Annotated in this window: 16 protein-coding genes; 10 read left to right on the top strand and 6 right to left on the bottom strand. The window is 74.3% G+C overall.

Translation table 11 applies throughout. From position 1 onward, the window contains the following. Positions 1-63: 63 nt before the first annotated feature. Together ABD329_RS08930 and ABD329_RS08935 are read right to left on the bottom strand one after the other, a co-directional pair. Entirely contained in the window at positions 64-3,633 is a 3,570-nt protein-coding gene (locus ABD329_RS08930) for a sacsin N-terminal ATP-binding-like domain-containing protein (protein ID WP_344316200.1), read from the bottom strand. Between the two features lie 1,340 nt (positions 3,634-4,973). Then, the gene (locus ABD329_RS08935; RefSeq protein ID WP_344316201.1) at positions 4,974-5,876 is read right to left on the bottom strand and encodes a DUF3027 domain-containing protein; all 903 of its coding nucleotides are present in this window, start codon (positions 5,874-5,876) and stop codon (positions 4,974-4,976) included. 421 nt (positions 5,877-6,297) lie between these two features. Here ABD329_RS08935 and ABD329_RS08940 point away from each other — a divergent pair, with 421 nt between their 5' ends. The 4 genes from ABD329_RS08940 (at position 6,298) to ABD329_RS08955 (ending at position 10,238) form a co-directional block, all read left to right on the top strand. Further along, complete coding sequence (locus tag ABD329_RS08940) at positions 6,298-7,827, top strand: MFS transporter (RefSeq protein WP_344316188.1); 1,530 nt, start codon at positions 6,298-6,300, stop codon at positions 7,825-7,827. Positions 7,828-7,952: 125 nt separating this feature from the next. After that, positions 7,953-8,459 (top strand): hypothetical protein, encoded by a 507-nt coding sequence (locus ABD329_RS08945; protein WP_198280952.1) that lies wholly within the window; start codon positions 7,953-7,955, stop codon positions 8,457-8,459. 82 nt (positions 8,460-8,541) lie between these two features. Continuing rightward, positions 8,542-9,351 carry a futalosine hydrolase gene (gene mqnB, locus ABD329_RS08950; protein WP_344316189.1) on the top strand — a complete coding sequence of 270 codons (810 nt, stop codon included), beginning with the start codon at positions 8,542-8,544 and terminating at the stop codon, positions 9,349-9,351. Continuing rightward, positions 9,348-10,238 carry a 1,4-dihydroxy-6-naphtoate synthase gene (locus ABD329_RS08955; protein ID WP_309142904.1) on the top strand — a complete coding sequence of 297 codons (891 nt, stop codon included), beginning with the start codon at positions 9,348-9,350 and terminating at the stop codon, positions 10,236-10,238. The genes mqnB and ABD329_RS08955 overlap by 4 nt, the downstream gene beginning before the upstream one ends. A gap of 87 nt (positions 10,239-10,325) precedes the next feature. Here the strand turns inward: ABD329_RS08955 and ABD329_RS08960 are convergent, their stop codons facing one another. Beyond that, positions 10,326-10,709: a cold-shock protein gene (locus ABD329_RS08960; RefSeq protein ID WP_014177506.1), complete on the bottom strand. Its 384-nt coding sequence runs from the start codon at positions 10,707-10,709 to the stop codon at positions 10,326-10,328. Between the two features lie 168 nt (positions 10,710-10,877). Between ABD329_RS08960 and ABD329_RS08965 the strand changes: the two genes are divergently transcribed. Continuing rightward, entirely contained in the window at positions 10,878-11,186 is a 309-nt protein-coding gene (locus tag ABD329_RS08965; RefSeq protein ID WP_309142903.1) for a hypothetical protein, read from the top strand. 119 nt (positions 11,187-11,305) lie between these two features. Here ABD329_RS08965 and ABD329_RS08970 read toward each other — a convergent pair whose 3' ends face one another. After that, positions 11,306-11,953 (bottom strand): HAD family hydrolase, encoded by a 648-nt coding sequence (locus tag ABD329_RS08970; protein WP_425574303.1) that lies wholly within the window; start codon positions 11,951-11,953, stop codon positions 11,306-11,308. Between the two features lie 90 nt (positions 11,954-12,043). On the opposite strand from ABD329_RS08970, the gene ABD329_RS08975 reads away from it, so the two are divergent. The 3 genes from ABD329_RS08975 to ABD329_RS08985 are packed head-to-tail and all read left to right on the top strand — an operon-like array spanning position 12,044 to position 15,149. Continuing rightward, positions 12,044-13,123, top strand: a complete 1,080-nt coding sequence (locus ABD329_RS08975) for a FecCD family ABC transporter permease (RefSeq protein ID WP_198280949.1) — start codon at positions 12,044-12,046, stop codon at positions 13,121-13,123. Next, on the top strand, positions 13,120-14,256 hold the full coding sequence (locus tag ABD329_RS08980) for a FecCD family ABC transporter permease (RefSeq protein WP_344316190.1): 1,137 nt from the start codon (positions 13,120-13,122) through the stop codon (positions 14,254-14,256). The genes ABD329_RS08975 and ABD329_RS08980 overlap by 4 nt, the downstream gene beginning before the upstream one ends. Further along, entirely contained in the window at positions 14,253-15,149 is an 897-nt protein-coding gene (locus tag ABD329_RS08985; RefSeq protein WP_246619179.1) for an ABC transporter ATP-binding protein, read from the top strand. Before ABD329_RS08980 ends, ABD329_RS08985 begins: the two co-directional genes overlap by 4 nt. 25 nt (positions 15,150-15,174) lie before the next feature. Here the strand turns inward: ABD329_RS08985 and ABD329_RS08990 are convergent, their stop codons facing one another. Continuing rightward, entirely contained in the window at positions 15,175-16,470 is a 1,296-nt protein-coding gene (locus tag ABD329_RS08990) for a hypothetical protein (RefSeq protein ID WP_344316191.1), read from the bottom strand. A 186-nt stretch (positions 16,471-16,656) separates the two neighbouring features. On the opposite strand from ABD329_RS08990, the gene ABD329_RS08995 reads away from it, so the two are divergent. Then, positions 16,657-19,464 carry a helicase-associated domain-containing protein gene (locus ABD329_RS08995; RefSeq protein ID WP_344316192.1) on the top strand — a complete coding sequence of 936 codons (2,808 nt, stop codon included), beginning with the start codon at positions 16,657-16,659 and terminating at the stop codon, positions 19,462-19,464. A gap of 24 nt (positions 19,465-19,488) precedes the next feature. On the opposite strand, the gene ABD329_RS09000 is transcribed toward ABD329_RS08995, so the two are convergent. After that, a complete protein-coding gene (locus ABD329_RS09000) occupies positions 19,489-20,454 on the bottom strand; it encodes a VanZ family protein (RefSeq protein WP_344316193.1) in 966 nt (321 codons plus the stop codon). 167 nt (positions 20,455-20,621) lie between these two features. Here ABD329_RS09000 and ABD329_RS09005 point away from each other — a divergent pair, with 167 nt between their 5' ends. Beyond that, a complete protein-coding gene (locus ABD329_RS09005; RefSeq protein ID WP_198279997.1) occupies positions 20,622-22,271 on the top strand; it encodes a DNA repair helicase XPB in 1,650 nt (549 codons plus the stop codon). The last annotated feature ends 81 nt before the right edge of the window (positions 22,272-22,352 follow it).

Genomic DNA, 22,352 nt, shown 5'->3' on the forward strand with positions numbered 1-22,352 from the left:
CGCACGCCCCGTACGCGCACGCCCGTACGCGCACGCCCCGTACGCCCCGTACGCGCACGCCCGTCAGTCGAACCAGCGGGCCCGCGCCAGCTCCTCCGTACGGGTCAGGTCCTCCAGCAGGGCCGCCACCTCGAACCGGCGCGCCCAGTGGCCGGCGGCCCAGGACAGACCGGCCGCGACGCCCTCGACCGTCGAGGCGTGCAGGGTGCCGTCCACATACCGCCAGTCCAACTCGATCTCGTCCGCGCCCTCGCCGTCACCCGAGCCCGCGCCCTCGCGCGAGCCCTCGATCAGCAGTTCCTCGTGCTCGATGTACGACAGCGGGGCGCCCGGGAGGAGTTCGCGGACCGCCCCGGGCACCTCGTGCGGATCGCCCTGTGAGGTCACCCGCGCCGGGTACGCCTCGCTCAGCCGCCGCACCTGGAACAGCTCGGCCAGCTCCGCCGCCCGCGCGGGCCGTACGGGCAGCAGCGCCCGGCCGTCCGCCTCGGCCAGCGGCATCAGGTCCGGGGCGTCCGCGACCAGCGCCTCGCCCGCCTCGACCACCGTCGGCTCGCCGTCCACGATGGCGCGCAGCTCGTCCGGCAGGGTCACCTGCTCCGGGTCCAGGTCGGCCAACTGCCCGTAGATGGCGTGCAGCTGGGCGGGGGTCACCTCGCGGTCCGGGTCGGCGAGGCGGGCCAGCAGTTCGGCGGCGCCGCCCGGCTCGTCCAGCAGCGAGGCGACGGAGGTCCGCACGCCCAGCGCCCGCAGCACCTGCTCGTCCTCGAACCCGGCAGCGTCCACCGCCTCGTACAGCCCGGCCAGCAGCGGATCGCCCCCGGCCGCGCGCAGCCCGGCGGGGCGGCGGCCGTCCAGCACCGGATGGCCGCGCAGCCACCACGCGGTGTACGAGCGCACGATCTCCGTCGTGCCGTCCGGCAGCAGCACCCGCACCGGCGCGGTCAGCGCGTCGCGCAGCGGCGGCTGGGCGAGCATGGCGAGCGCCCGCGGCCAGGCGTCGTCGTCGACCAGGTCCAGGTCCCGTACGGCCACGATCTCGGTGGCCACCGGCGGCACCGGCGTCTCCGGCAGCCGGTCCAGCACGTCCTCGCACCACACGTCGACGGCGTCCAGCACGCCGACGTCGTCCGGTTCGGTGAAGTCGCCCTCGCGGGGCTCCAGTTCATCCGGGTCCAGCACCACATCGGTGGCCCTGACCAGCGTGAACCCCGCCAGCACACCGACCGCGGCGAGCGGCTGCTCACCCCAGCGCTCGGCCAGCTCGGCGTCGCACGCGGCCAGTTCGCCCTCCCGCATCACCTGCTCGAAGGCGCTGCCGGGGAGGACCAGCTCACCGGCCGGGGCCAGCTCCCCGTCCTCGTCCGGGAGCGCGAGCGCGGCCAGCCACGGCTCGTCGCCGGGCGCCAGCCGGGCCTGCTGGACCAGGCCGAGGACGGTGTCGGCCAGGGTGTCGGCGTCCAGCGCCGCGCCCGGGCCGCCCTCGCCCTCCTCCGCGAACGGGTCGTACTCGTCCTCCGCCTCCAGTGAATGCGCGACGGCGGTCCGTACCTGGGGGGTCGTCAGCACGGCGCGGGGCGTGGCGGGGGTCGCGCCGAGCTTCTCCAGCAGCGGATGGGCGGCGTCCGGATGTGCAACTTTCAGGCCGAGGCGGGCGAGGGTGCGATGCGTATCGCTGACCGAGGCGCCGCGCTCGGGGGTCCGCGCGGATTCGACGGTTCCGGCGGGCTCGGCGGTTCCGGCGGGCTCGGTTGTGGTGACGGCGGACTCGGCGGTTCCGATGCTGTCCAGGCCGTGCGGGCCGTCCAGGTCGCCGTCGGCCTCGCCCGGCAGCGGCAGCAGCACCTGCCGGGGCCCGATCGTCGTCCGGCCGTCCGCCAGCGGCACCGGCAGCCCGCTCAGCCGGTCCGGGTCGATACCGCCCAGCGAGTCGTACAGCCGCCGCCACCAGGCCGGGGCGCGCTCCACGCCCGCGAGCCGGTCGATGAGCTCGCCCAGCGGCACCCGGGCCACGCCCAGCACCCGCAGCTCCGAGCGGCGCTCGAGACCGGCGGGCAGCAGCGTCGGGAACAGCTCGGCCAGCACCTCCACCGTCTCCGCGCCCGCACCCTCGACGATCTCGGCGTCCCGGGGCCGCAGCGCGTACGGCTCGCCCTCGGCGCCGCCGCGCGCCAGCACGTCGTCGTCCCAGTCGGCCGGGGCGGGCGCGGGCGGGGCGGCAGTCGGCTCCTCCGCGGCGGGGCCGCCCTGGGCGGCGTCCGGGCCGAGCGCCTCCGGCGAGCCGAGCCAGCCCGCCACGGCCTCGGCCACGGCCGCGTCCTCCGTGCCCACGCCCACCGCCGGTGCGGCGGCACTGGGCAGGAACGGCACCCTCGGCAGCCGCTCCAGCACCCGCTGGCGCAGCTCCCCGTCCAGCTCGCCCCGGCCCAGCTGGCCCGGGACCAGGTCGATCGAGCCGACCGAGACCGGATGCCAGTCGCGCAGCAGCGTCGCGTACGCCTCGGCCGCGCGATCCAGCAGGAAGTCCGTGAGCGGCCCGGGGGCGGTGTGGCGGCGGGTGGGCTCCAGCGGGAAGGACGCGATCAGCAGCGCGGGCATGCCCAGCGGCTCGTCGGTCGGCGTCGGGGCGTGGACGACCGGGGCGGTCGCGGGCCGCGTCGGCGCGCCCTCCGCGTCCACCGGAACCGCCCAGGTCACCGACCACACCGGACGCAGCCGCTCCTCCACCGGCCGGTCGGCCAGCAGCTCCGGCTCCAGCCGCCCCCCGGTGCTCTCGGTGCGCCAGCGCGTCGTACCGCGGGCGCCGCTGTCCTCGACGACGGTGTACGGGCCGTCCTCGCGGCGGCGCAGCGTCCGGGTGCCCTCGACGGTCTCGACCACGACCTCGGCGAGGCCGGGGAGGGTCAGCAGCAGCGCGTCGTCGATCCCGGCCAGCAGCCGCTCCGCGACGTCCCAAGCGGCGCCGTCGCGCAGCGGCAGCACCACGACGGTGTCGTAGCCCTCCGGGGCGCTTCCCTCGGCGGGCAGCGGCAGCCGCAGCAGCGGTACGTGGCCGTCGCGGCGGCGCAGCTCCTCGGCGAGGCCGGGGCCGCCGCCGGTGGCGCCGGTTGCGGTGGCCGCGGCGGTGGCGGTGGTAGCGGCGGCGGTGGCGGCGGCGCGCTGGGTCAGCTCCCGCGCCTCGGCCAGCGACCAGCGCACCCCGCCGGTGCGGCCCACGACCGCGGGCTCGTCGCTCACCGCGACCGCCGCCGCGAAGCCGACGCCGAACCGCCCGACCGCGCTGTCCGGCTCGTCCCGCTTGGCCGATGCCCGCAGGGTGGACAGCGACTCGACGCCCGCCGCGTCCAGTGGCGCCCCGGTGTTGGCGACGGCCAGCACGGCGGGCTCGCCGTCGGTGGCCGGCCGCAGGGTCAGCCGCAGCCGTCCGGGCACCCCGGCGCGGGCGGCGGCGTCCGCCGCGTTCTGGGCCATCTCGACGACCAGCCGGTCGCGGTGGCCGCCCAGCGCCAGGTCCTCCTCGGCGTTGGCGTCCTCCCGGAACCGGGCGGGCGAAGCGGCCCAGGCGTCCAGCACGCCGCGCCGCAGCCGCGCGGTCCCGAACGGGTCCGCGTCCTCGGTCGCGCCTCGCACCATCGCCGTGCTGCTCACGTCTCGCCTCCGGAAGTTCCTGGTCGGGGTACGTCCTGCGCCACGGCGCCACACCGCCGAGTCCCCCGCGGTGCGGATCGCCCCACCGCGCTCGCCGTTCCTTCGCGTGCCGCCCTTGCTAGCCGCGAACGTACCGCTATCCGCCGCCAAACGACGCCTCGGGCCCCACACAACCGGATTCTCCCCCTCACCTTGGGGCCCACGGGGCCCGTCGTCCCGGTCCCTGCCTTGGTCACACGGGCGGAGGCGCGCCCTTCACGGCCGCTGTGGCCTCGGTGCGACGGGGTGTGACGGCGCCTGCGGCGGGCTGCTTTCCCCTCCCCGCCCCTTCCCACAACTGGGGCTCCGCCCCAGACCCCGGGTCGAGGGGCGGAGCCCCTGGCGTACCCCTGGGCGCCGCCCACCCCGGGCGGGTGGGCGACAGCCCGCAGAACGGCCGCCGGGCGGGAGTTCGCGGCGCGCCACCCCGGCAGCACCGCCGGAACCCGGCGGACCAAGTCCTCCGCCGGGCGGACCAGACCGAGACGAGCCCAGGAACGCCGTCCCGTGAATGGCGGAGCCAGGGGCCGCCGTTCCGCAGCGGCCTACCGGGGGCGTTCCGTGCCCGCCTGGCCAGGGGCCACCGTTCCGCAGCAGCCTCACCAGGAGGGCGCTGTTCCGTAACGGCGGCCTTACCGCGGGCAGCGTTCCGTAGCCGCCTGACCAGGGGCCGCCCGCTCCGTAACAGCCCTACCGGGAGACCGCCGCTCCGTGCCCGCCAGGCCAAGGACCACCGTTCCGCAGCAGGCTCACCGGGTAGCCGCCGCTCCGTAACAGCCCCGCCAGAGACCACCGCTCCGTGCCCGCCAGGCCAAGGACCACCGTTCCGCAGCAGGCTCACCGGGTAGCCGCCGCTCCGTAACAGCCCCGCCAGAGACCACCGCTCCGTGCCCGCCAGGCCAAGGACCACCGTTCCGCAGCAGGCTCACCGGGTAGCCGCCGCTCCGTAACAGCCCCGCCAGAGACCACCGCTTCGTGCCCGCCAGGCCAAGGGCCACCGTTCCGCAGCAGCCCTACCGGGGGCGCCGTTCCATAGCCGCCTTACGGGGGTCGCCGCTCCGTAGCGGGCTCACCGGGTAGCCGCCGCTCCAGAGCCGCCCTGCCGGAGGCCACCGCTCCGTAGCCGCCCCGCCGGAGGCCACCGCTCCGTAGCCGCCCTGCCGGAGGCCACCGCTCCGTAGCCGCCCCGCCAGAGACCACCGCTCCGTAGCCGCCCCGCCGGAGGCCACCGCTCCGTGACGGTCTTACCGGGGTGCCGGGCGGGGAGGGGCCCCGGGCGGGATGGCTCAGCTGTGGCCCAGCTCCTCTGGTGGCATGTCCGGCTCGACGGAGCCGCTCGTGCGGTCCGGGTGGAGGGGGAGGGGTTCGACGACCGTTTCGTCGACGACCGGTGGGGCCGGGCGGGGGGGCTTGGGCATGACGGCGGCCTCGGAGTGGGCGCCGCAGCCGTAGGAGAGGGAGACGACGCGGCCGTCCGCCGGGCTGAACTCGTTCGCGCAGACCCCGAACGCCTGCCCCAGCGAGCCGCCGAGGGACACCAGGAAGCCGCAGCTCGCGCAGGTACCGGGGGCCGCCTGGGCCATGGGGGTCTTGGGGCCGTACGCCTCGTCCCAGCGGTCAGCCGCGTCGTGGAGGCCGTAGCGGGACAGCACCCGGGCGCGGCGCATGCCCAGTTCCTCGGCGACGGCCGCGATCGAGCCGGTCGTGGGCGCGGTCTGCGCCGCGGGGGCGCCGGCCGTCACATCGGCCTCCTCCACCGCCGCGAGCTGCTGCATCTCCTCCGAGACCGCGGAGTTGGGCGGCGGGGCGTCCTCGCCCGAGTAGCCGGGCTCCAGGCGCAGGTCCTCGGCCTCGGTGGGGAGCAGATCGCCCGGCCCCATGTCGCCTGGGCGCAGCCGCTCGCTCCAGGGCACCCACTCCGGCGCGAGCAGCGCGTCGGGGCCGGGGAGCAGCACCGTCTCGTCCAGGGTGACGGCCTTCGCGCGGGAGGCGCGGGTCACCGTGACCGCCCAGCGCCAGCCGCGATAGCCCGGGTCGGGGCTCTCGAAGAGATGCGTGACCACGCGGTCGCCCTCGGCGACAGCGCCCAGATACTCGCCCACCTGCCCCGGATGGGCGGCTTCCACGGCCGCCTCGCGGGCGAGTTCGACCGCTTCGGCGCACAGGCGGTCGGGGGTACGGCTTCGCATCGCACTCACAGGATCGATTCTCTCTTCCACGCCGTCGCAGCCGTCTGACCTGGTGCGCCAGCCGTACGGCCGGTCGCGGGACCGCGGACGGAGCGGACCATGGGGCCGCGTCGACGTCCGCGCCCATCCGGCCTTCGGGCGCACCTTGTACGTCCCATTCTGCGGGATGGCTACTCGGCACACGGCCAGGAACGACCCTCGGTGGCGCGGTTACGCACGCTACCTTGTCCGGCCGCACCGGCCCTACCCCCGTCTCATCTCCACCACCCCCCACGGCGCCGTACGCCCCCTGGCCTCCCGCCCCCGCGAAAGCACGTTTCCGCTGGACAGCAGGGTGTTGCCGGTCCCCGGCGACAGCGCCGCCATCCGGAAAGCCGTCGAAGGTCTGACGCTTCGGCCGCGTTGGCTGCACCATGGTCAGATGGCAGGAACGCGGTGGTACAGCGGCGGCTCGACCAGAAGGTCGGGCCGCTGGGTCGTCCACGCGCTCCGTCTCCCCCTCGCGCTCCGCCTCCCTTTCACCGCGGCCGGGCGCGGCATCCGCCGGGTCACCCACGCCCACGGGGCCGGCGAGTCGGGGCTCGGCAAGCTGATCGAACTGCACGCGGTGAACTCCGCGGGCGACATGCTGATCACCGTCGCCCTCGCCTCCACGATCTTCTTCTCGGTCCCCACCGACGAGGCCCGCGGCCGGGTCGCGCTCTACCTGGTCATCACCATGGCGCCGTTCGCGCTGCTCGCCCCCGTCATCGGCCCGCTCCTCGACCGCATTCCGCACGGCCGCCGCGCGGCGATGGCGGGCGCGATGCTGACCCGCGTGGTGCTCGCGCTGACGATGGCGGGCGCGGTGGCGGGTGGCGGGCTGGAGCTGTATCCGGCGGCGCTGGGCGTGCTGGTGGCGTCGAAGGCGTACGGAGTCGTCCGTTCCGCCGTCGTGCCGCGGCTGCTCCCACCCCACTTCTCCCTGGTCAAGGCCAACTCACGGGTCACCCTCGCCGGGCTGCTCGCCACCGGCGCGGCGGCCCCGCTGGGGGCCGGGCTGCATCAGATCGGGCCGAGCTGGCCGCTGTACGGGGCATCCGTGATCTTCCTGCTGGGCGGATTCCTGTCGTTCACCCTGCCGCACAAGGTGGACTCCTCGATGGGCGAGGCCAGGGCGCAGCTGACCTCGGGACAGCGCCATCTGCATCTGCCGGTGACGGTGCGCAAGCCCAAGGCCAGGGTGGGCGGGGGCTGGGCCGCCCCGACGGTCGGCGGGGGCGGAACCGCCTTCTCCGGTACCGCCTTCCCCAGGACCGCCTCCGCCAGGACCGTGTTCTCCAAGATCGCCTTCTGGAGGGGCCGGTCCCGGCGGCCCGGCCTCCGTACGGTCGGCCCCTCCGTGCTGCACGCCCTTCAGGCGTGTGCCGCGCTCAAGACCCTCTCCGGATTCCTCACCCTCTTCCTCGCCTTCCTCCTCCGCGACCAGCCGCTGGGCGGGCTCGGCCCCGAGGTCTCGCTCGGCCTGGCCGCGGTCTGCGCGGGCGGCGGCAACGCGCTGGGCACCGCGATCGGCGCCTGGCTGCGGGCGCGCGGCCCGGAGCTGATCATCGCGGTGGTGCTGAGCTCCGCCCTGGGCGTGCTCATCGTGTCTGCGGCCCTCTACGGCGCGGTGACGGTGGCCGCCGTGGCCGCCACCGCCGGGATCTCCCAGGCGCTGGGCAAGCTGTCGCTGGACGCGCTGATCCAGCGGGACGTCCCGGAGGAGGTCCGCACCTCGGCGTTCTCGCGGTCCGAGACGACGCTCCAGATGGCGTGGGTCGTCGGCGGCGCCATCGGCATCGTGCTGCCGCTCCACGGGGTGCTGGGGATGGCGGTCGCCGCGGCGGTGATCGCACTGGGCGCGGCGCTGAGCGTCCGCGGGCTGCTGAGCGCCTCCCGGCAGGGGGCGCCGTATCCGCGGGTGGCGTGAGTCCTGAGCCGAACCCGAGCCCGGCGGGACCGCCACTGGCGCGCCGTACCCGAGCCCGGCGGGACCGCCACCGGCGAGTCGTACCCGCGCGCGAGGCGATCGGTGCGGCCAGATAGCCTGCCCGCATGACCGCTGCGCTGTTTTCCAGGGGCAAGGGCCGCCGCGCCGTCACCGCCGCCTGTGCCGTGTCCCTCGGGCTCGTCGCCCTCTCCGCCTGCGACAAGCCGACCCCGCTGGCAACGGTGACGGTCGGTTCGAACACCGTGACGACCGAGGCGAGCAACGGCTGCTACGGCGACGGCAAGGACCTGAGCTCGAAGAAGTTCAAGGACTGCCTGTCCGCCAAGCCCGAGAAGACGATCAAGGTGACCTCCGGGGACAAGGTGCGGATCGGGGTGGACCCCAAGATCGCCGAGTCCAGCTGGGGCCTGATCGCCAACAACCCGGTCATGGCCGAGGCGAGCAAGGAGACGTACCGCAGCTTCGACAGCGATACGCTCTTCGCCCGGCAGAACCCGCAGACCGGCCAGACCACGCTCGAGAAGAAGGTCACGATCACGGTCGCCGAGCTCGGCAAGAGCAGCCGGGGCGTCAAGGGCATCTGGCGCTTCACGCTGGAACGGGACTCCTGACGGGACGCCTGGCGGGGGCCCGGTCGCACCGGGCCGACGGTCACGCCGTGACAGGGTTGTGTGTGACAAGGGGGAGTCACCCATGCGCGTACTGATCGTCACGGCCGTACCCGCCGAACGGGACGCCGTCGTACGGGGCGTCGGCGCCACGGCCCCCGAGCTGGCCGAACTCCCCGTCCCCGGCGGGATGCTCCACCGGCTGAGCCCGGCGCCGCCCGCCCGGCCGCCGCTCACCGTGGACGTCCTGGCCGCCGGGGTCGGGCCGGCGGCCGCGGCGGCCGGATCCTCCGCCGCCCTGACCGCGGCCGCGGTCGCCCGCACCCCCTACGACCTCGCCGTATCGGCCGGTATCGGCGGCGGCTTCACCACCGCGCGGCCCGCAGCCACAACGCCCGCAGCCACAACGCCCGCAGCCGCGCGGCCTGCAACCGCCCGCCTCGGCTCCGTCGTCGTCGCCGACGCCATCGTCGCCGCCGACCTGGGCGCCGAGACCCCCGACGGCTTCGCCGCCGTCACCGACCTGGGCTTCGGAACCGTCGAACACCTTCCGCCCGCCCCGCTCGTCGCCGCCGTCGCCGAGGCGACGGACGCCGTGCGCGGCACCGTGCTCACCGTGTCGACCGTGACCGGGAGCGCCGAACGGGCCGCCGAGCTGCTGCGCCGCCATCCGTGCGCCGTCGCCGAGGCCATGGAGGGCTTCGGCGTCGCGGAGGCCGCCGCGGCCCAGTCCGTGCCCGCCCTGGAAGTGCGGACGGTCTCCAATGCCGTCGGACCGCGCGACCGCGCGGCCTGGCGGATCGGGGAGGCGCTCGAAGCGCTCACGGGCGCCTTCGCGACCATCGCCCCCCTCCTCGGCACCTGGACCTTTGACCCGGAAGGAACCCGGCAGTGACTGAGCCCCTGAGCGAGCCCTTGACTGAGCCTTTGAAGATCGCCTACTCCCCGTGCCCGAACGACACCTTCGTCTTCGACGCCTGGGCCCACGGCCGGGTCCCCGGCGCGCCCGCGCTCGATGTCACCTTCGCCGACATCGACATCACCAACGGGATGGCCGAGCGCGGTGAGTTCGACGTACTGAAGGTGTCGTACGCCGTACTGCCGTGGGTGCTGGACGACTACGCGCTGCTGCCCTGCGGCGGCGCGCTCGGCCGCGGCTGCGGTCCGCTGGTGCTCACGCGGCGGCCCGGCGAGGGGCAGTCGCTCACCGGCAAGGACCTGGCGGGGAAGACGGTCGCGGTGCCGAGCGAGCGTTCGACCGCGTATCTGCTCTTCCGGCTGTGGGCCGCCGCCGAGGTGCCGGGCGGGGTCGGCGAGATCAAGGTGCTGCCGTTCCACGCGATCATGCCCGCGGTGCGGGACGGCGAGGTCGATGCCGGGCTCGTCATCCACGAAGCCCGGTTCACCTATCAGAATTACGGGCTGCACTGCCTGGCTGACATGGGCGAGCACTGGGAGCGGACCACCGGACTCCCGATCCCGCTCGGCGCGATCATCGCCAAGCGTTCACTGGGCACCGAGCGGCTGCGGGAGCTCGCCGACGCCGCCCGGACATCGGTGCGGATGGCCTGGGACGATCCGGAGGCGTCGCGGGCGTATGTCCTGGAGCACGCCCAGGAGATGGACCCGGCCGTCGCCGATCAGCACATCGGGCTGTACGTCAACGAGTTCACCGCCGACCTCGGCGAGAGCGGCTACGCCGCGGTGCGCGGGCTGCTGACCCGCGCGGCGGCCGAGGGGCTGGTACCGCCCCTCCGACCCGGGGCGCTGGAGGCGGTCTGACGCTTCGGCACGTGGCCGCACACCAAGCGGAGCCGGACGGGGATCCATCCGGCTCCGCTGACGGGATTCGTATGTGCCGAGCGAGCGTCAGACGTCGAGCTGGTCGGCCACCGCCCGCAGCATGCCCGCGATCTTGTGGCCATGTGCCTTGTCCGGATAGCGGCCGCGCTCCAGCTGCTGCGTCACATTCTCCAGCAGGGTGGTCAGATCCTGGACAATGGACGCCAGCTCATCAGGCTTGCGGCGCTGGGCGGCCGCCACGGAGGGAGTCGGATCGAGAACGGTGACGGACAATGCCTGATCCCCGCGATTTCCGGCCACCACGCCGAATTCCACGCGCTGTCCCGGCTTCAGTGAGTCGACGCCTTCCGGAAGCACCGACGAGTGAACGAAGACGTCGCCACCGTCATCGCGGGAGAGAAAGCCAAAGCCCTTCTCACTGTTGAACCACTTGACCTTGCCGGTAGGCACGTCTGTCTCGTCCTCGTCGCTCGTCGGAAAACACGGAAAAACAGCTCTCGATAGCACTACAGCGGGTCGTAAGACCCGCCACCACCAAGGCTAATGGTCCCGAGCCTGGTGACAAGACGTACCCGGGTGGTTCCTATGCGCGCTCTGGCACGGATCTACCCTGGTCCAGTGAGTAATGAAACCCCGCACCGCGGCGGCTCCCCCGGCCACCCCCGAGAGGCGCCCCTTCCCGGCGACCGGCTCATCCGGTCCGGCGTCATCGTCTTCGCCATCGGAGCGGTGGCCACGCTCGTCACCGTCGCACCGCTCTTCCTGGGCGCGGATCCGCTGCCCTCGGCGGCGTACTTCGTCTGCATGCTGATGGGCGTCGGCTTCGCCCTCGCCGCCGTCGGTCTGCTGCGCTCCATCGCGGCACAGCGGCGGGAGGCCGCGGCCGCCGCCCGGGTGTCACGGCCACCCGTACCGCCGTCCGGGTGAACCGGGTGCGTCAGGGGAACCGGCTGCGCTCATGAGCTGGTGAGCCAGCTGAACTCATGAACTCATGACCTCGTGACCTCGTGAACCAGCCGCGCTCATGAGCTCATGAGCGGGGCGGATCAGCCCGCCGCGCGCTCGCCATCGCCCATATAGCCCGACAGCCAGGCCGGGAACGCCGTCAGATCGTCCAGTACGACATCCGCGCCGGCCGTGAGCAGCTCGTCCACCGCGCAGGGCCCGGTGGCGACCGCCACGGAGAGCGCACCGGCCGTACGGGCGCCCCGTACGTCACCCGTGTGGTCCCCGACGTACACCGTCGCCCCGTACTCCCGCAGCGCCTCCGCCTTGGCCTCGGCCCACAGCCAGCCGATGACCGCGTCCGCCTCGATGCCCAGGTGGCTCAGGTGCAGCTTGGCGTTGGGCTCGTGCTTCGCGGTGACGACGATGGCCCGGCCCCCGGCCCGCCGCACGGTCTCGATCGCCTCCCTCGCCCCCTTCATGGCCGGGGTGGGCGCGATCGCGTACTCCGGGTAGAGCTCGCGGTAGAGCTCGCCCATCTCCTCGACGCGCTCATCGGGGAACCAGTGCACCAGCTCCTGCTCCAGCGGCGGGCCGAGCCGGGTGATGGCGAGGTCGGAGTCGATGTAGGTGCCGGTCCGTGCCGAGAGCGCCTCGTACGCCGCCTTGATGCCCGGCCGGGAGTCGATGAGGGTCATGTCGAGGTCGAAGCCGACGGTGGGAGCGGAGTGCGAAGACATACCCGCCATTGTGCCTTGGCCCAACCCATACACTTAGCCTCGCCTAACTTCGTAGCCGACGAGGTAGCCGACGAGGTAGCCCACGAGTGAACGGACGCGATGACCGCCGACCGGACCAGTAACCGCCCTCCCAGAGCCCCCCTGGTCCGCACCCCTTCGGTCCGCACCTCTCCAGTACGCGCCTCCCTGGTCCGCCGCCGCCTCGGCTGGACGGCCGCGGCCGTCGTCGCCCTGCTGCTCGCCGTCCTGCTGAGCCTCGCCGTGGGCAGCCGCCAGATCGCGCCGAGCGCGGTCCTGGACGCGCTGCTGCACGGCGGTTCCAGCGACGCCGCCGACATCGTGCGGTCCCTGCGGCTGCCGCGCACCCTCATCGGGCTGATGGTCGGCGCGGCGCTCGCCATGGCGGGCACCGTGATGCAGGGCGTCACCCGCAACCCGATCGCCGACCCGGGCATCCTCGGCATCAGTCAGGGCGCGTCGGTGGGCGTGGTGCTCGCGATCGCCTTCGCCGGGGTGCACACCCTCGGCGGCTATGTCTGGTTCGCCTTCGCGGGCGCGGGGCTGGCGTCGGTCGCCGTCTACGCCATCGCCACCAGCGGGCGGGGCGGCGCCACCCCGGTCAAGCTCGCGCTCTCCGGCGCCGCGATCAACGCCCTGCTGGTGTCCGTGACGACGGGCGTGCTGACGACGAAGGCGGCGGCCCTGGATGAGTTCCGCTTCTGGCAGATCGGCTCACTGGCCGGGCGGGACACCGGGATCGTCGGCCAGATCTGGCCGTTCCTGCTGGTCGGCACGGTGCTGGTGATCGCGGTGGCACGCGGTCTCGACGCGCTGGCGCTCGGCGAGGACGTCGCGAAGGGGCTCGGCCAGAACGTGGCGGTCGTACGGATCGTCGCCGCCCTCGGGGCCACGATCCTCACCGGCGTCGGGGTCGCCGCCGCCGGTCCGCTCGCCTTCATCGGTCTCGCGGTCCCCCATATCGCCCGCGCGCTCGTCGGCACCGACCACCGCTGGGTGCTGCCGGTGGCCGCGCTGATCGGCCCGGTGATGCTGCTGGTCTCGGATGTGGTGGGCCGGGTCGTCTTCCCGCCGAGCGAGGTCCCCGCGGGCGTGATGACGGCGCTGATCGGGGTGCCGTTCCTGGTCGCGCTGGTGCGCCGGAAGGCGGTGGCCGCGTGACGGCGACGGAGAGCCACCCCGCCCGCCCGGGGGCCCGCCCGGTCCGCCCGGCCGGGTACGGCCTCATCCGCATCGGGAACAAAGGGCTCGGCGGACGTGGCGGATCGTTCCTGCTGCATCGCCGCTCGGCCCTCGTCGCGATCGGGCTGGCCCTGGCCACCGCCGCGGCCTGTGTGGCGTATCTGTGCGTCGGCGAGAGCTTCGTCGCGCCCGCCGACGCCGTGCGGGCCGTCCTGCACACCCAGTGGGGCCTCGGGCCGGCCACCCCGAACGATCTCGTCGTCGGCACGCTGCGGCTGCCCCGGATGACGCTCGGCCTGATGGTCGGCGCCGCCTTCGGCATCGCGGGCGCGCTGATCCAGACGGTGGCCCGCAACCCCCTCGCGAGCCCCGACATCATCGGCGTCAGCCAGGGCGCGAGCGCGGTGACCGTGGGCGCGATGACCTACGGGGCCACCTCCTACGCCGTCCTGCCGTACCTCTCCGTCCTCGGCGGTCTCGCCGCCGCCGCGCTGGTGTACGTCTTCGCCTGGCGCGGCGGGCTCCAGGCGGCCCGCTTCGTGCTCATCGGCATCGGCTTCGCCGTCGCACTGCGCTCGATCACCCATCTCTTCCTGACCAAGGGCGACTATCTCGTGGCCCAGCAGGCGAAGGTGTGGATGACCGGTTCGCTCAACGGACGCGGCTGGGGCGAGGCCGCTCCGCTCGGCTGGGCGCTGCTGGTGCTGCTGCCCGGTGTGCTGTGGGCGGCGCGGGCGCAGCGCACGGTGTCCATGGACGACGACACGGCGACCGCGCTGGGCGTACGGCTCGGGCGGGTGCGGCTGGGCCTGGTGGCCCTCGGCGTCGTACTCGCGTCCATGGCGACGGGCGCGGCCGGCCCGGTGGACTTCGTGGCGCTGCTCGCCCCGCAGATCGCCCGCCGGATGACCAGGACCGCCCAGATCCCGCTGCTGTGCTCGGCCCTGGCCGGAGCGTTCATCGTCGTCACCGCCGATCTGCTGGCCCGCAAGCTGTTCGCGCCGACCGAACTGCCGGTGGGTGTGCTGACGGCCGCGGTCGGCGCCCCGTATCTGATCCACCTGCTGCTGTCTTCCGGGGGACGCGGCCGTAAGGGAGGCACCGCCGCATGACCGCTTCGGCGTCCACAACGGGAACGAGCCCGGAGGCAGGTCCGGCGGGGGCCGGTCCGGCGGAAGCCGCTTCCGCGAACCGGCCGGACCGGCCGAACCGACTCACCGCACGCGAGCTGACCCTCGCCTACGAGGACCGCACCGTCGTGGACGGGCTGGACCTGGAGGTACCCGACGGCGAGGTCACGGTCATCGTCGGCCCCAACGCCTGCGGCAAGTCCACCCTGCTGCGCGCCCTCGGGCGGCTGCTGCGGCCGCGCGGCGGCGCCGTGCTCCTCGACGGCACGGATCTCGCGCGCATCCCGACGAAGAGGATCGCCCAGTCCGTGGGGCTGCTTCCGCAGACCCCGGTCGCACCCGAGGCGATCACCGTCGCCGATCTCGTCTCCCGTGGCCGCCAGCCGCATCAGCGGTGGTGGCAGCAGTGGTCGGAGGAGGACGAACGGGCCGTCACGGACGCCATGGAGCGCACCGACGTGACGGCGCTCGCCGACCGCCCGGTGGACGAGCTGTCGGGCGGGCAGCGGCAGCGCGTATGGATCGCGATGGCGCTCGCGCAGGAGACCGATCTGCTGCTGCTGGACGAGCCGACGACGTACCTGGACATCTCCCACCAGGTGGAGGTGCTGGACCTGGTGCGCCAGCTCAACCACGAGCGCGGCCGTACGGTCGTCGCCGTCCTCCACGACCTCAACCAGGCCGCCCGCTACGCCGACCATCTGATCGCGATGAAGGGCGGCAGCATCGTGGCACGCGGCCGCCCGGGGGACATCGTCACCGCCGAGCTGGTGCACGAGGTCTTCGGCCTCGGCTCGGTGGTCGTCCCGGACCCGGTGACCGGCAGCCCCCTGGTCGTCCCGGGCGCGCCTTGGCAGGCCGCCGACCAAGGCTGAGCACAAGACGCCTACGCGCCCGGCGTCAGCCCTTGCGCCTCGCCGCGCGCCAGAGGAGGAACAGCACCGAGGCGATGGCCGCGCCCCGGACAACGAAGGGCCAGGTGTCGGTCAGGGCGTCCTTCCAGCCGTGTTCGGGGATCGCCTCGCCCCACTTGCGGTCGGCTCGGCCGTACAGCCAGATCGCCGCCCCGGCCACGACCAGGCCGGGCATGCCAAGCACCGCCCACTTCGCCTCGGCCGGGGAGCGGCGGTAGATGCTGGAGTACGCGATCACCCAGCCGAACGCGATCGGGATGATGTTGCCCAGGGCGGCGCCCGCCACGAGGAGTCCCACCGCCACCAGCAGCACCGGGCCGAGCCCGGACAGCCATGTGGGGACGCCGGTCCCGCCCGCGGGCTCACCGGCCGCCTTGCCCGCCTTACCGGGCCCGAGCAGTACGCGGCGCAGCCCGCCGCGCTGCTTGCCCCCGGCCTCCGCCTTCTTGGCCTCGGCCTTCGCCTTCGCCACCGCGGCGGCCTCGGCCTCAGCCGCCTCGGCCTCAGCCGCCGCCTTCTCCTCGGCCTCCCGCCGCTCCTGGCGCTCCTGCTCGGCCGACTTGCCCTTGCCGAGCAGTTCGGGGATCTCGATCCCGCCGGTGAACCCCTCGACCGCGCCGTACTGCGCGTCACGCTGCTCGGGCTGGGCCAACGGGCCCGGCTCGACGTGCCACCAGTCCATGTCGGACTCGCGCGGGCCGAGTTCGTCCTCGCCCGCGAGGTGCGGTGGCGAGGCGGCGTTGGACGGGGGCGGGGCTGGGGTGGCGGGCCTCGGCTTGATCAGGGAGGGGGCGCCGTCGCCCGGGGCGTGGTCCGCGGGGCCGTGCCCGTTCCGGCCGTCTCCGTTCCGGCCGATGCCCGGCACCCCCGGGGCGTCCTCCTCGCGCGGGGCGGGCACCTTACCGGTGAGACCGCTGCTCTTGGCGAGCCCGGCCAGCTTGTCGCGGGCCGCCCGGGCCGCCCCGGTGGCTCCCCGTGGCGACGTACCGCCGCCCGCCGCGCCGCCCTCTGTACTGGGCCCACCGCCCATTCCCCCGGATCCCGGGTCGGGGCCCCGACCACCCGCGGCGGCCACCACATCGGCGGGTGAGCCCAGCTTGGACAGGATCCGCTTCACCCCGGCCGGGCTGTCCGCCCCTCCGGTGGCCCGGCGGTGGTCGATATCGGCACGGAGTCCGGAGACCAGCCGCATACGTTCACCGGACGACAGACCTTGTTGCTGAGCCAGGTCCCCGACACGGCTCAGATAGTCGTAGACGAGCTTCTCGCTCTCGATCCCCACCAAGACCCCTGAGAATGCGCACCGTCGGCGTATCAGTCGGCTCCGACGGTACCGCGCGGAACCGGAATCCCGCCGCATCCCCTCCGTCCCGCACCCCGCGGGTACTGTGGATCGAATGAGCAGTTCATGGAATCGAGCGGGCTGACATGCCCGAAGAGACCAGCTCGCGCAACCGGGAGGCATGAGTTGCCCGCAGACACCGGCCATGGGGACGGCGGTCCACAGGATCGCGTCCCCCGGGGCGGCGGCCCACGAGACGGCGGCCACGGCGACCGTGGCCGCGGGGTGCCGCGCACCCTCGCCGAGGAGCTGCGCACCCGGCCCGACGACGCCCTCGCCGCCCTGCTGCGCGCCCGCCCCGATCTGCTCTCCCCGGTCCCCAACGACCTCACCCAGCTCGCCACCCGGGCGGGCACCCGCGCCTCGGTGGTACGGGCGGTGGAGCGTCTCGACCGATTCGCGCAGCAGACCGCCGAGGCCCTGGCCGTCGCGCCCGACCCCTGCTCGTACGAGACCCTGCGGGACCTGCTGACGGGCGACGCCGGCCCGGAGCCCGCCCCTGGCACCGGGCCCGCATCGGACACTGGGCCCGCCTCGGCCGCCGGGGCCGCCTCGGGCATCGGCGCTCCCCTGCTCGCCGAGGAACGTGCCGCGATCGTCGACGAGTTGCCGCGGGCCGTGGCCACGCTGCGCGAGCAGGCGCTGATCTGGGGTGGGGACGACCGGCTTCGGCTCGTACGGACCGCTCGGGAGCTGCTCGCGCCCTCGCCCACCTCGCCCTCCCCCACCGGGCTCGGCCCGACCGTGCGGGAGGCCACGTCCGGGATGTCGCCGGGGCGGCTCCAGGAGCTGCTGGCGGCGGCCGGGCTGACGCCCACGCACGACCCGGTCACGGCGGTGGCGGCCCTGGCCGAGCTGTTCCGGGACCGCGCCCGGATGGCGGCGCTGCTCGACGGGGCGCCGGCGGGCGCGGCGGCCGTACTGGCCAAGCTGACCTGGGGGCCGCCGTACGGGGAGGTCTCCGTCACCTCGCCCACCCCGCCCGTCGGCTGGTTGCTGGACCGCGCGCTGCTGCTGCCGTCCGGGCCCCGCAACGTCGTACTGCCCCGCGAGGTCGCCCTGCATCTGCGCCACGGCCGGGCGCACCGCGCGCCCGAGCCGTTCGCCCCGGCGCTCTCGCCCACCACCGAGCACGATCCACAGGTTGTGGACAACACCGCCGCGGGCCAGACCTTCACCGCCCTGTCCACCGTCGAGGAGCTGCTGGCGCAGTGGGAGACCGCCGGGCCGCCCGTCCTGCGCGCGGGCGGGCTGAGCGTCCGCGACCTCAAGCGGACCGCCGTCGTCCTCGACGTGTCCGAACCGGTCGCCGCCTTCTGGATCGAGCTGGCGTACGCGGCCGGGCTGGTGGCCTCCGACGGCGAGACCGACGAGCGCTACGCCCCCACCCCCGCCTACGACGACTGGCTGCGGCTGCCCGCCGAGGAGCGCTGGGCGCGGCTCGCCGCCGCCTGGCTGCCCGCGACCCGTACGTCGGGCCTGGTCGGCGGCCGGGACAGCAGGGGCCGCACCCTCGCCGCGCTCGGCCCGGAACTGGACCGCTCCCCGGCCCCCGAGGTCCGCCGCCGGGTCCTGGAACTCCTGGCCACCCTCCCGCACGGTGCCGCGGCCACCCCCGATGTCCTGCTGACCCGGCTGCGGTGGGAGCGCCCGACCGGCCACCGCGGGGCCCCGGCCCCCACCGCTGGCACACCCGGCGCGGCCGCCCCTTCCGCCCCCGCCCCCTGGGCCGCCTCCACCGCCGCCTCGCCCACCGCCGCCTCGCCCACCGGCGAGGATCTGCGCTCGCGGCTGGCCCGCTGGGCCGTCGCCGAGGCCGAAATGCTCGGGGTCACCGGCCGGGGCGCGCTCTCCGCCCATGGCCGCGCCCTGCTGGAACGCCACCCGGACGAGCCGACGGCCGCCGAGAGCGACCTCGCGTCCGCGCAGGCCGCCCGGCTGCTCGCGCCGCTGCTCCCCGAGCCGCTCGACCACGTCCTGCTCCAGGCCGACCTGACCGCCGTCGCGCCCGGCCCGCTGGAGCGGCCGCTCGCCGAGACCCTGGGCATCCTCGCCGACGTCGAGTCCAAGGGCGGCGCGACCGTCTACCGGTTCACACCCGACTCCGTACGCCGTGCGCTGGACGCCGGGCGGACCGCCGACGACGTGCACACCTTCCTGGCCGCGCACTCCCGCACCCCGGTGCCCCAGCCGCTCACCTACCTCGTCGACGACGTGGCCCGTAAGCACGGACGGCTGCGCATCGGCGCCGCCTCCGCGTATCTGCGCTGCGACGACGACGCGCTGCTCGCCGAGATCCTCGCCGACCGCCGTTCGGCGGGGCTGCGGCTGCGCCGCCTCGCCCCCACCGTGCTGGCCGCCCAGGCACCGCCGGACACGCTGCTGGAGGGGTTGCGGGCGATGGGGTACGCCCCGGCGGCCGAGTCCGCCGAGGGCGATGTGCTGGTCAGCCGGGCCGAAGCCCAGCGCACCCCGCCCCGTAGGCCGCCCGCCCCGGTCCCGGAGGGCCCGCCGGTGCCGGACGCCACCCTGCTGGGCGCGGCGGTGCGCGCCATCCGCGCCGGGGACCTCGCCGCGACGGCGCCCCACAAACCGGCGGCCGTGGCCGAGGCGAGGCCGGAGGCCGCTTCCGGCTCACGGCCAGGGGCCGGGACCGAGTCCAGGTCCGGGTCCGGGGGCGCCACCAGTGGCGACCGGCTGCCCCGCACCACCTCCGCCGACACCCTCGCCACCATGCAGGCCGCGGCCCTGACCGGCTCCAACGTCTGGATCGGCTACGTCAACGCGAACGGCGCGGCCAGCCAGCGCGTGATCGCCCCGGTCCGGGTCGAGGGCGGTTTCGTCACGGCGTACGACCACACGGCCGACGAGGTCCGTACGTACCCCCTGCACCGCATCACGGGCGCCGCCGAACTGGCCGAGGACGCCACGTAACCCGCCCGAAGGGTGTCCGAGAGCTCACGCCGCGGGCGGTGCCTCGGTCCCCCGCCGGGTCCACCGGTGCCACCAGTGGCGGCGGCGCGGGTGCAGGGCGCGGCCGAGCCAGCGGCCGACCACGACATAGCCGATCAGCGCGCCCGAGGTGTTGAGGATGACGTCGTCGATGTCGAAGGCCCGGCCCTCGACGATGAGCCCCTGAACGGTCTCGACGGCCACCATCACCAGGGCCGTCACCACGACCACCCGCACCGCGCCCCGCGCCTTCGGCACCAGCATCGGGAGCAGCACCCCGAAGGGCGCGCCGAGCAGCACATTGCCGCCGATCTGCTTCACCGTGTCCTGGAAGGCGGGCTGGTCGACGTAGGCGCGCAGCGAGCGTCCCGGATGCAGATTGGTGTGGACGAGGTCGACGGATCCGGGCTGGGGCACGAGCGTGGCCTTGGCGAGCGCCGCCGCGAAGCCGACCATGCAGACGAACGCCAGGAGCAGCACCATCGCCCGTGCGACGCGCGCGCCGAACGAGGTGCGCTGAAGCAGCGCCTTCTCCGGGGCGGCCTGGCCCTGGGGCTCGGGGGGCTCGGCGGCCCGGCCCTTGGTGGGCCGCGTCTTCGTGGGCTCGGCCTTCGTGGGCTCGGCCTTCGTGGGCCGCGTCTTCGCCGGCCGGCCCTTCGCGGACTGGGCCTGCTCCACCCGGGTCTTCGCCGTGGGGGACTTCGCGGTCGGTGACTTCGCCGTCGGCGACTTCGCGCTCTGCCGCTTCGCGGTCACGGGCCCCTTCGTCAGGCCCCCGCCCGTCCCCGGCCCCTTCTTCCGACCGCCGGCCGCCTGCTTACCGCCGGCCGCCTTCCCCTGGCCCTGTCCGCTCGTCTTCTTCTGGCCGCCCGCCGTCCGCGACCCCGTCTTCGGCTTCTTCTCCGCCGTCCGCTTTACCGTCGTCCTCTTCTCCGCCGTCCGCCGGATCTCCCATCCAGCGATGCTGATCACAGGGACTCGCCTCCCACCCATGGCTCCGTTTGTCGCCGCTCCATCGGTCCGTTTCCGTCTTCGCCGCTTGCCCGTAGCCGCCGGGAGTATCCCTGTGGCTCTCCGCCACGCCTCCTCGATGGGGGACACTGGTTCTTTGGCCGGCCAGCACGAAAGGACCCAGGCGCGTGAATGGACCCCTCATCGTCCAAAGCGACAAGACGCTCCTGCTCGAGGTGGATCACGAGCAGGCGGACGCCTGCCGCCGCGCCATCGCGCCCTTCGCCGAGCTGGAGCGAGCGCCCGAGCACATCCACACCTACCGGGTGACCCCGCTCGGGCTGTGGAACGCCCGCGCCGCCGGGCACGACGCCGAGCAGGTCGTGGACGCCCTCGTGGCGTACTCCCGCTACCCCGTCCCGCACGCCCTCCTCGTGGACGTCGCGGAGACCATGGCCCGCTACGGGCGGCTGCGGCTGCTCAAGCACCCCACCCACGGGCTGGTCCTGGAGACCAGCGACCGCCCGATCCTCGAGGAGATCCTGCGGTCGAAGAAGATCCAGCCGCTGGTCGGCGCCCGGATCGACCCGGAGACGGTGGTCGTCCACCCCTCCGAGCGCGGACAGATCAAGCAGACGCTGCTGAAGCTGGGCTGGCCCGCCGAGGACCTGGCCGGCTATGTGGACGGCGAGGCGCACCCCATCGAGCTGCGCGAGGACGGCTGGGCGCTGCGGCCGTATCAGACGCAGGCCGTGGAGGGCTTCTGGCACGGCGGCTCGGGCGTCGTCGTACTGCCCTGCGGCGCCGGAAAGACGCTGGTCGGGGCGGGTGCGATGGCCACCGCCAAGTCGACCACGCTGATCCTGGTCACCAACACCGTCTCCGCCCGCCAGTGGAAGCACGAGCTGATGCGCCGCACCTCGCTCGCCGAGGAGGAGATCGGTGAGTACAGCGGTACGCGGAAGGAGATCCGCCCGGTCACCATCGCCACGTACCAGGTGCTCACCACCAAGCGGAAGGGCATCTACCCGCACCTCGAGCTGTTCGACTCCCGCGACTGGGGCCTGATCGTCTACGACGAGGTGCATCTGCTGCCGGCGCCCGTCTTCAAGTTCACCGCCGATCTCCAGGCGCGGCGGCGGCTCGGGCTCACGGCGACGCTCGTCCGGGAGGACGGCCGGGAGTCCGACGTCTTCTCGCTCATCGGGCCGAAGCGCTTCGACGCCCCCTGGAAGGAGATCGAGGCGCAGGGCTACATCGCGCCCGCCGACTGTGTCGAGGTCCGGGTCAATCTGACCGAGACCGAGCGGCTGGCGTACGCGACCGCCGAGACGGACGAGAAGTACCGCTACTGCGCCACGACCGACTCCAAGCGGCGGATCACCGAGGCGCTGGTCGCCCGGCACAAGGGGCAGCAGACGCTGGTCATCGGGCAGTACATCGACCAGCTCGACGAGTTGGGCGAGCACCTGGACGCGCCCGTCATCAAGGGCGAGACCACCAACGCCCAGCGGGAGAAGCTCTTCGACGCCTTCCGGCAGGGCGAGCTGTCGGTGCTCGTCGTCTCGAAGGTGGCCAACTTCTCCATCGACCTCCCCGAGGCCACGGTCGCCATCCAGGTCTCCGGCACGTTCGGCTCCCGCCAGGAGGAGGCCCAGCGGCTCGGCCGGGTGCTGCGCCCGAAGGCCGACGGCCACCCGGCGGTCTTCTACTCGGTGGTCGCGCGCGACACGATCGACCAGGACTTCGCGGCGCACCGCCAGCGGTTCCTGGCCGAGCAGGGGTACGCGTACCGGATCGTGGACGCGAGCGAGCTGCTCGCGGACGAGGACGTCTGACGTCCGACCCGTGTCCCTCATGACTTCTGTCATGGGGGACCGGTGATTGGCGGCTCTGCCCGAGGCGTTCCCCGCCCGGAA

Source organism: Streptomyces javensis (assembly GCF_039525925.1).
Lineage (GTDB): Bacteria > Actinomycetota > Actinomycetes > Streptomycetales > Streptomycetaceae > Streptomyces > Streptomyces asiaticus.

Coding starts and splice junctions, on each gene's coding strand:
- ABD329_RS08935 (WP_344316201.1), bottom strand. CDS start 5,876: ATGCGAAGCCGTACCCCCGACCGCCTGTGCGCCGAAGCGGTCGAACTC.
- ABD329_RS08940 (WP_344316188.1), top strand. CDS start 6,298: ATGGCAGGAACGCGGTGGTACAGCGGCGGCTCGACCAGAAGGTCGGGC.
- ABD329_RS08930 (WP_344316200.1), bottom strand. CDS start 3,633: ATGGTGCGAGGCGCGACCGAGGACGCGGACCCGTTCGGGACCGCGCGG.
- ABD329_RS08970 (WP_425574303.1), bottom strand. CDS start 11,953: ATGGCGGGTATGTCTTCGCACTCCGCTCCCACCGTCGGCTTCGACCTC.
- ABD329_RS08945 (WP_198280952.1), top strand. CDS start 7,953: ATGACCGCTGCGCTGTTTTCCAGGGGCAAGGGCCGCCGCGCCGTCACC.
- mqnB (WP_344316189.1), top strand. CDS start 8,542: ATGCGCGTACTGATCGTCACGGCCGTACCCGCCGAACGGGACGCCGTC.
- ABD329_RS08985 (WP_246619179.1), top strand. CDS start 14,253: ATGACCGCTTCGGCGTCCACAACGGGAACGAGCCCGGAGGCAGGTCCG.
- ABD329_RS08975 (WP_198280949.1), top strand. CDS start 12,044: ATGACCGCCGACCGGACCAGTAACCGCCCTCCCAGAGCCCCCCTGGTC.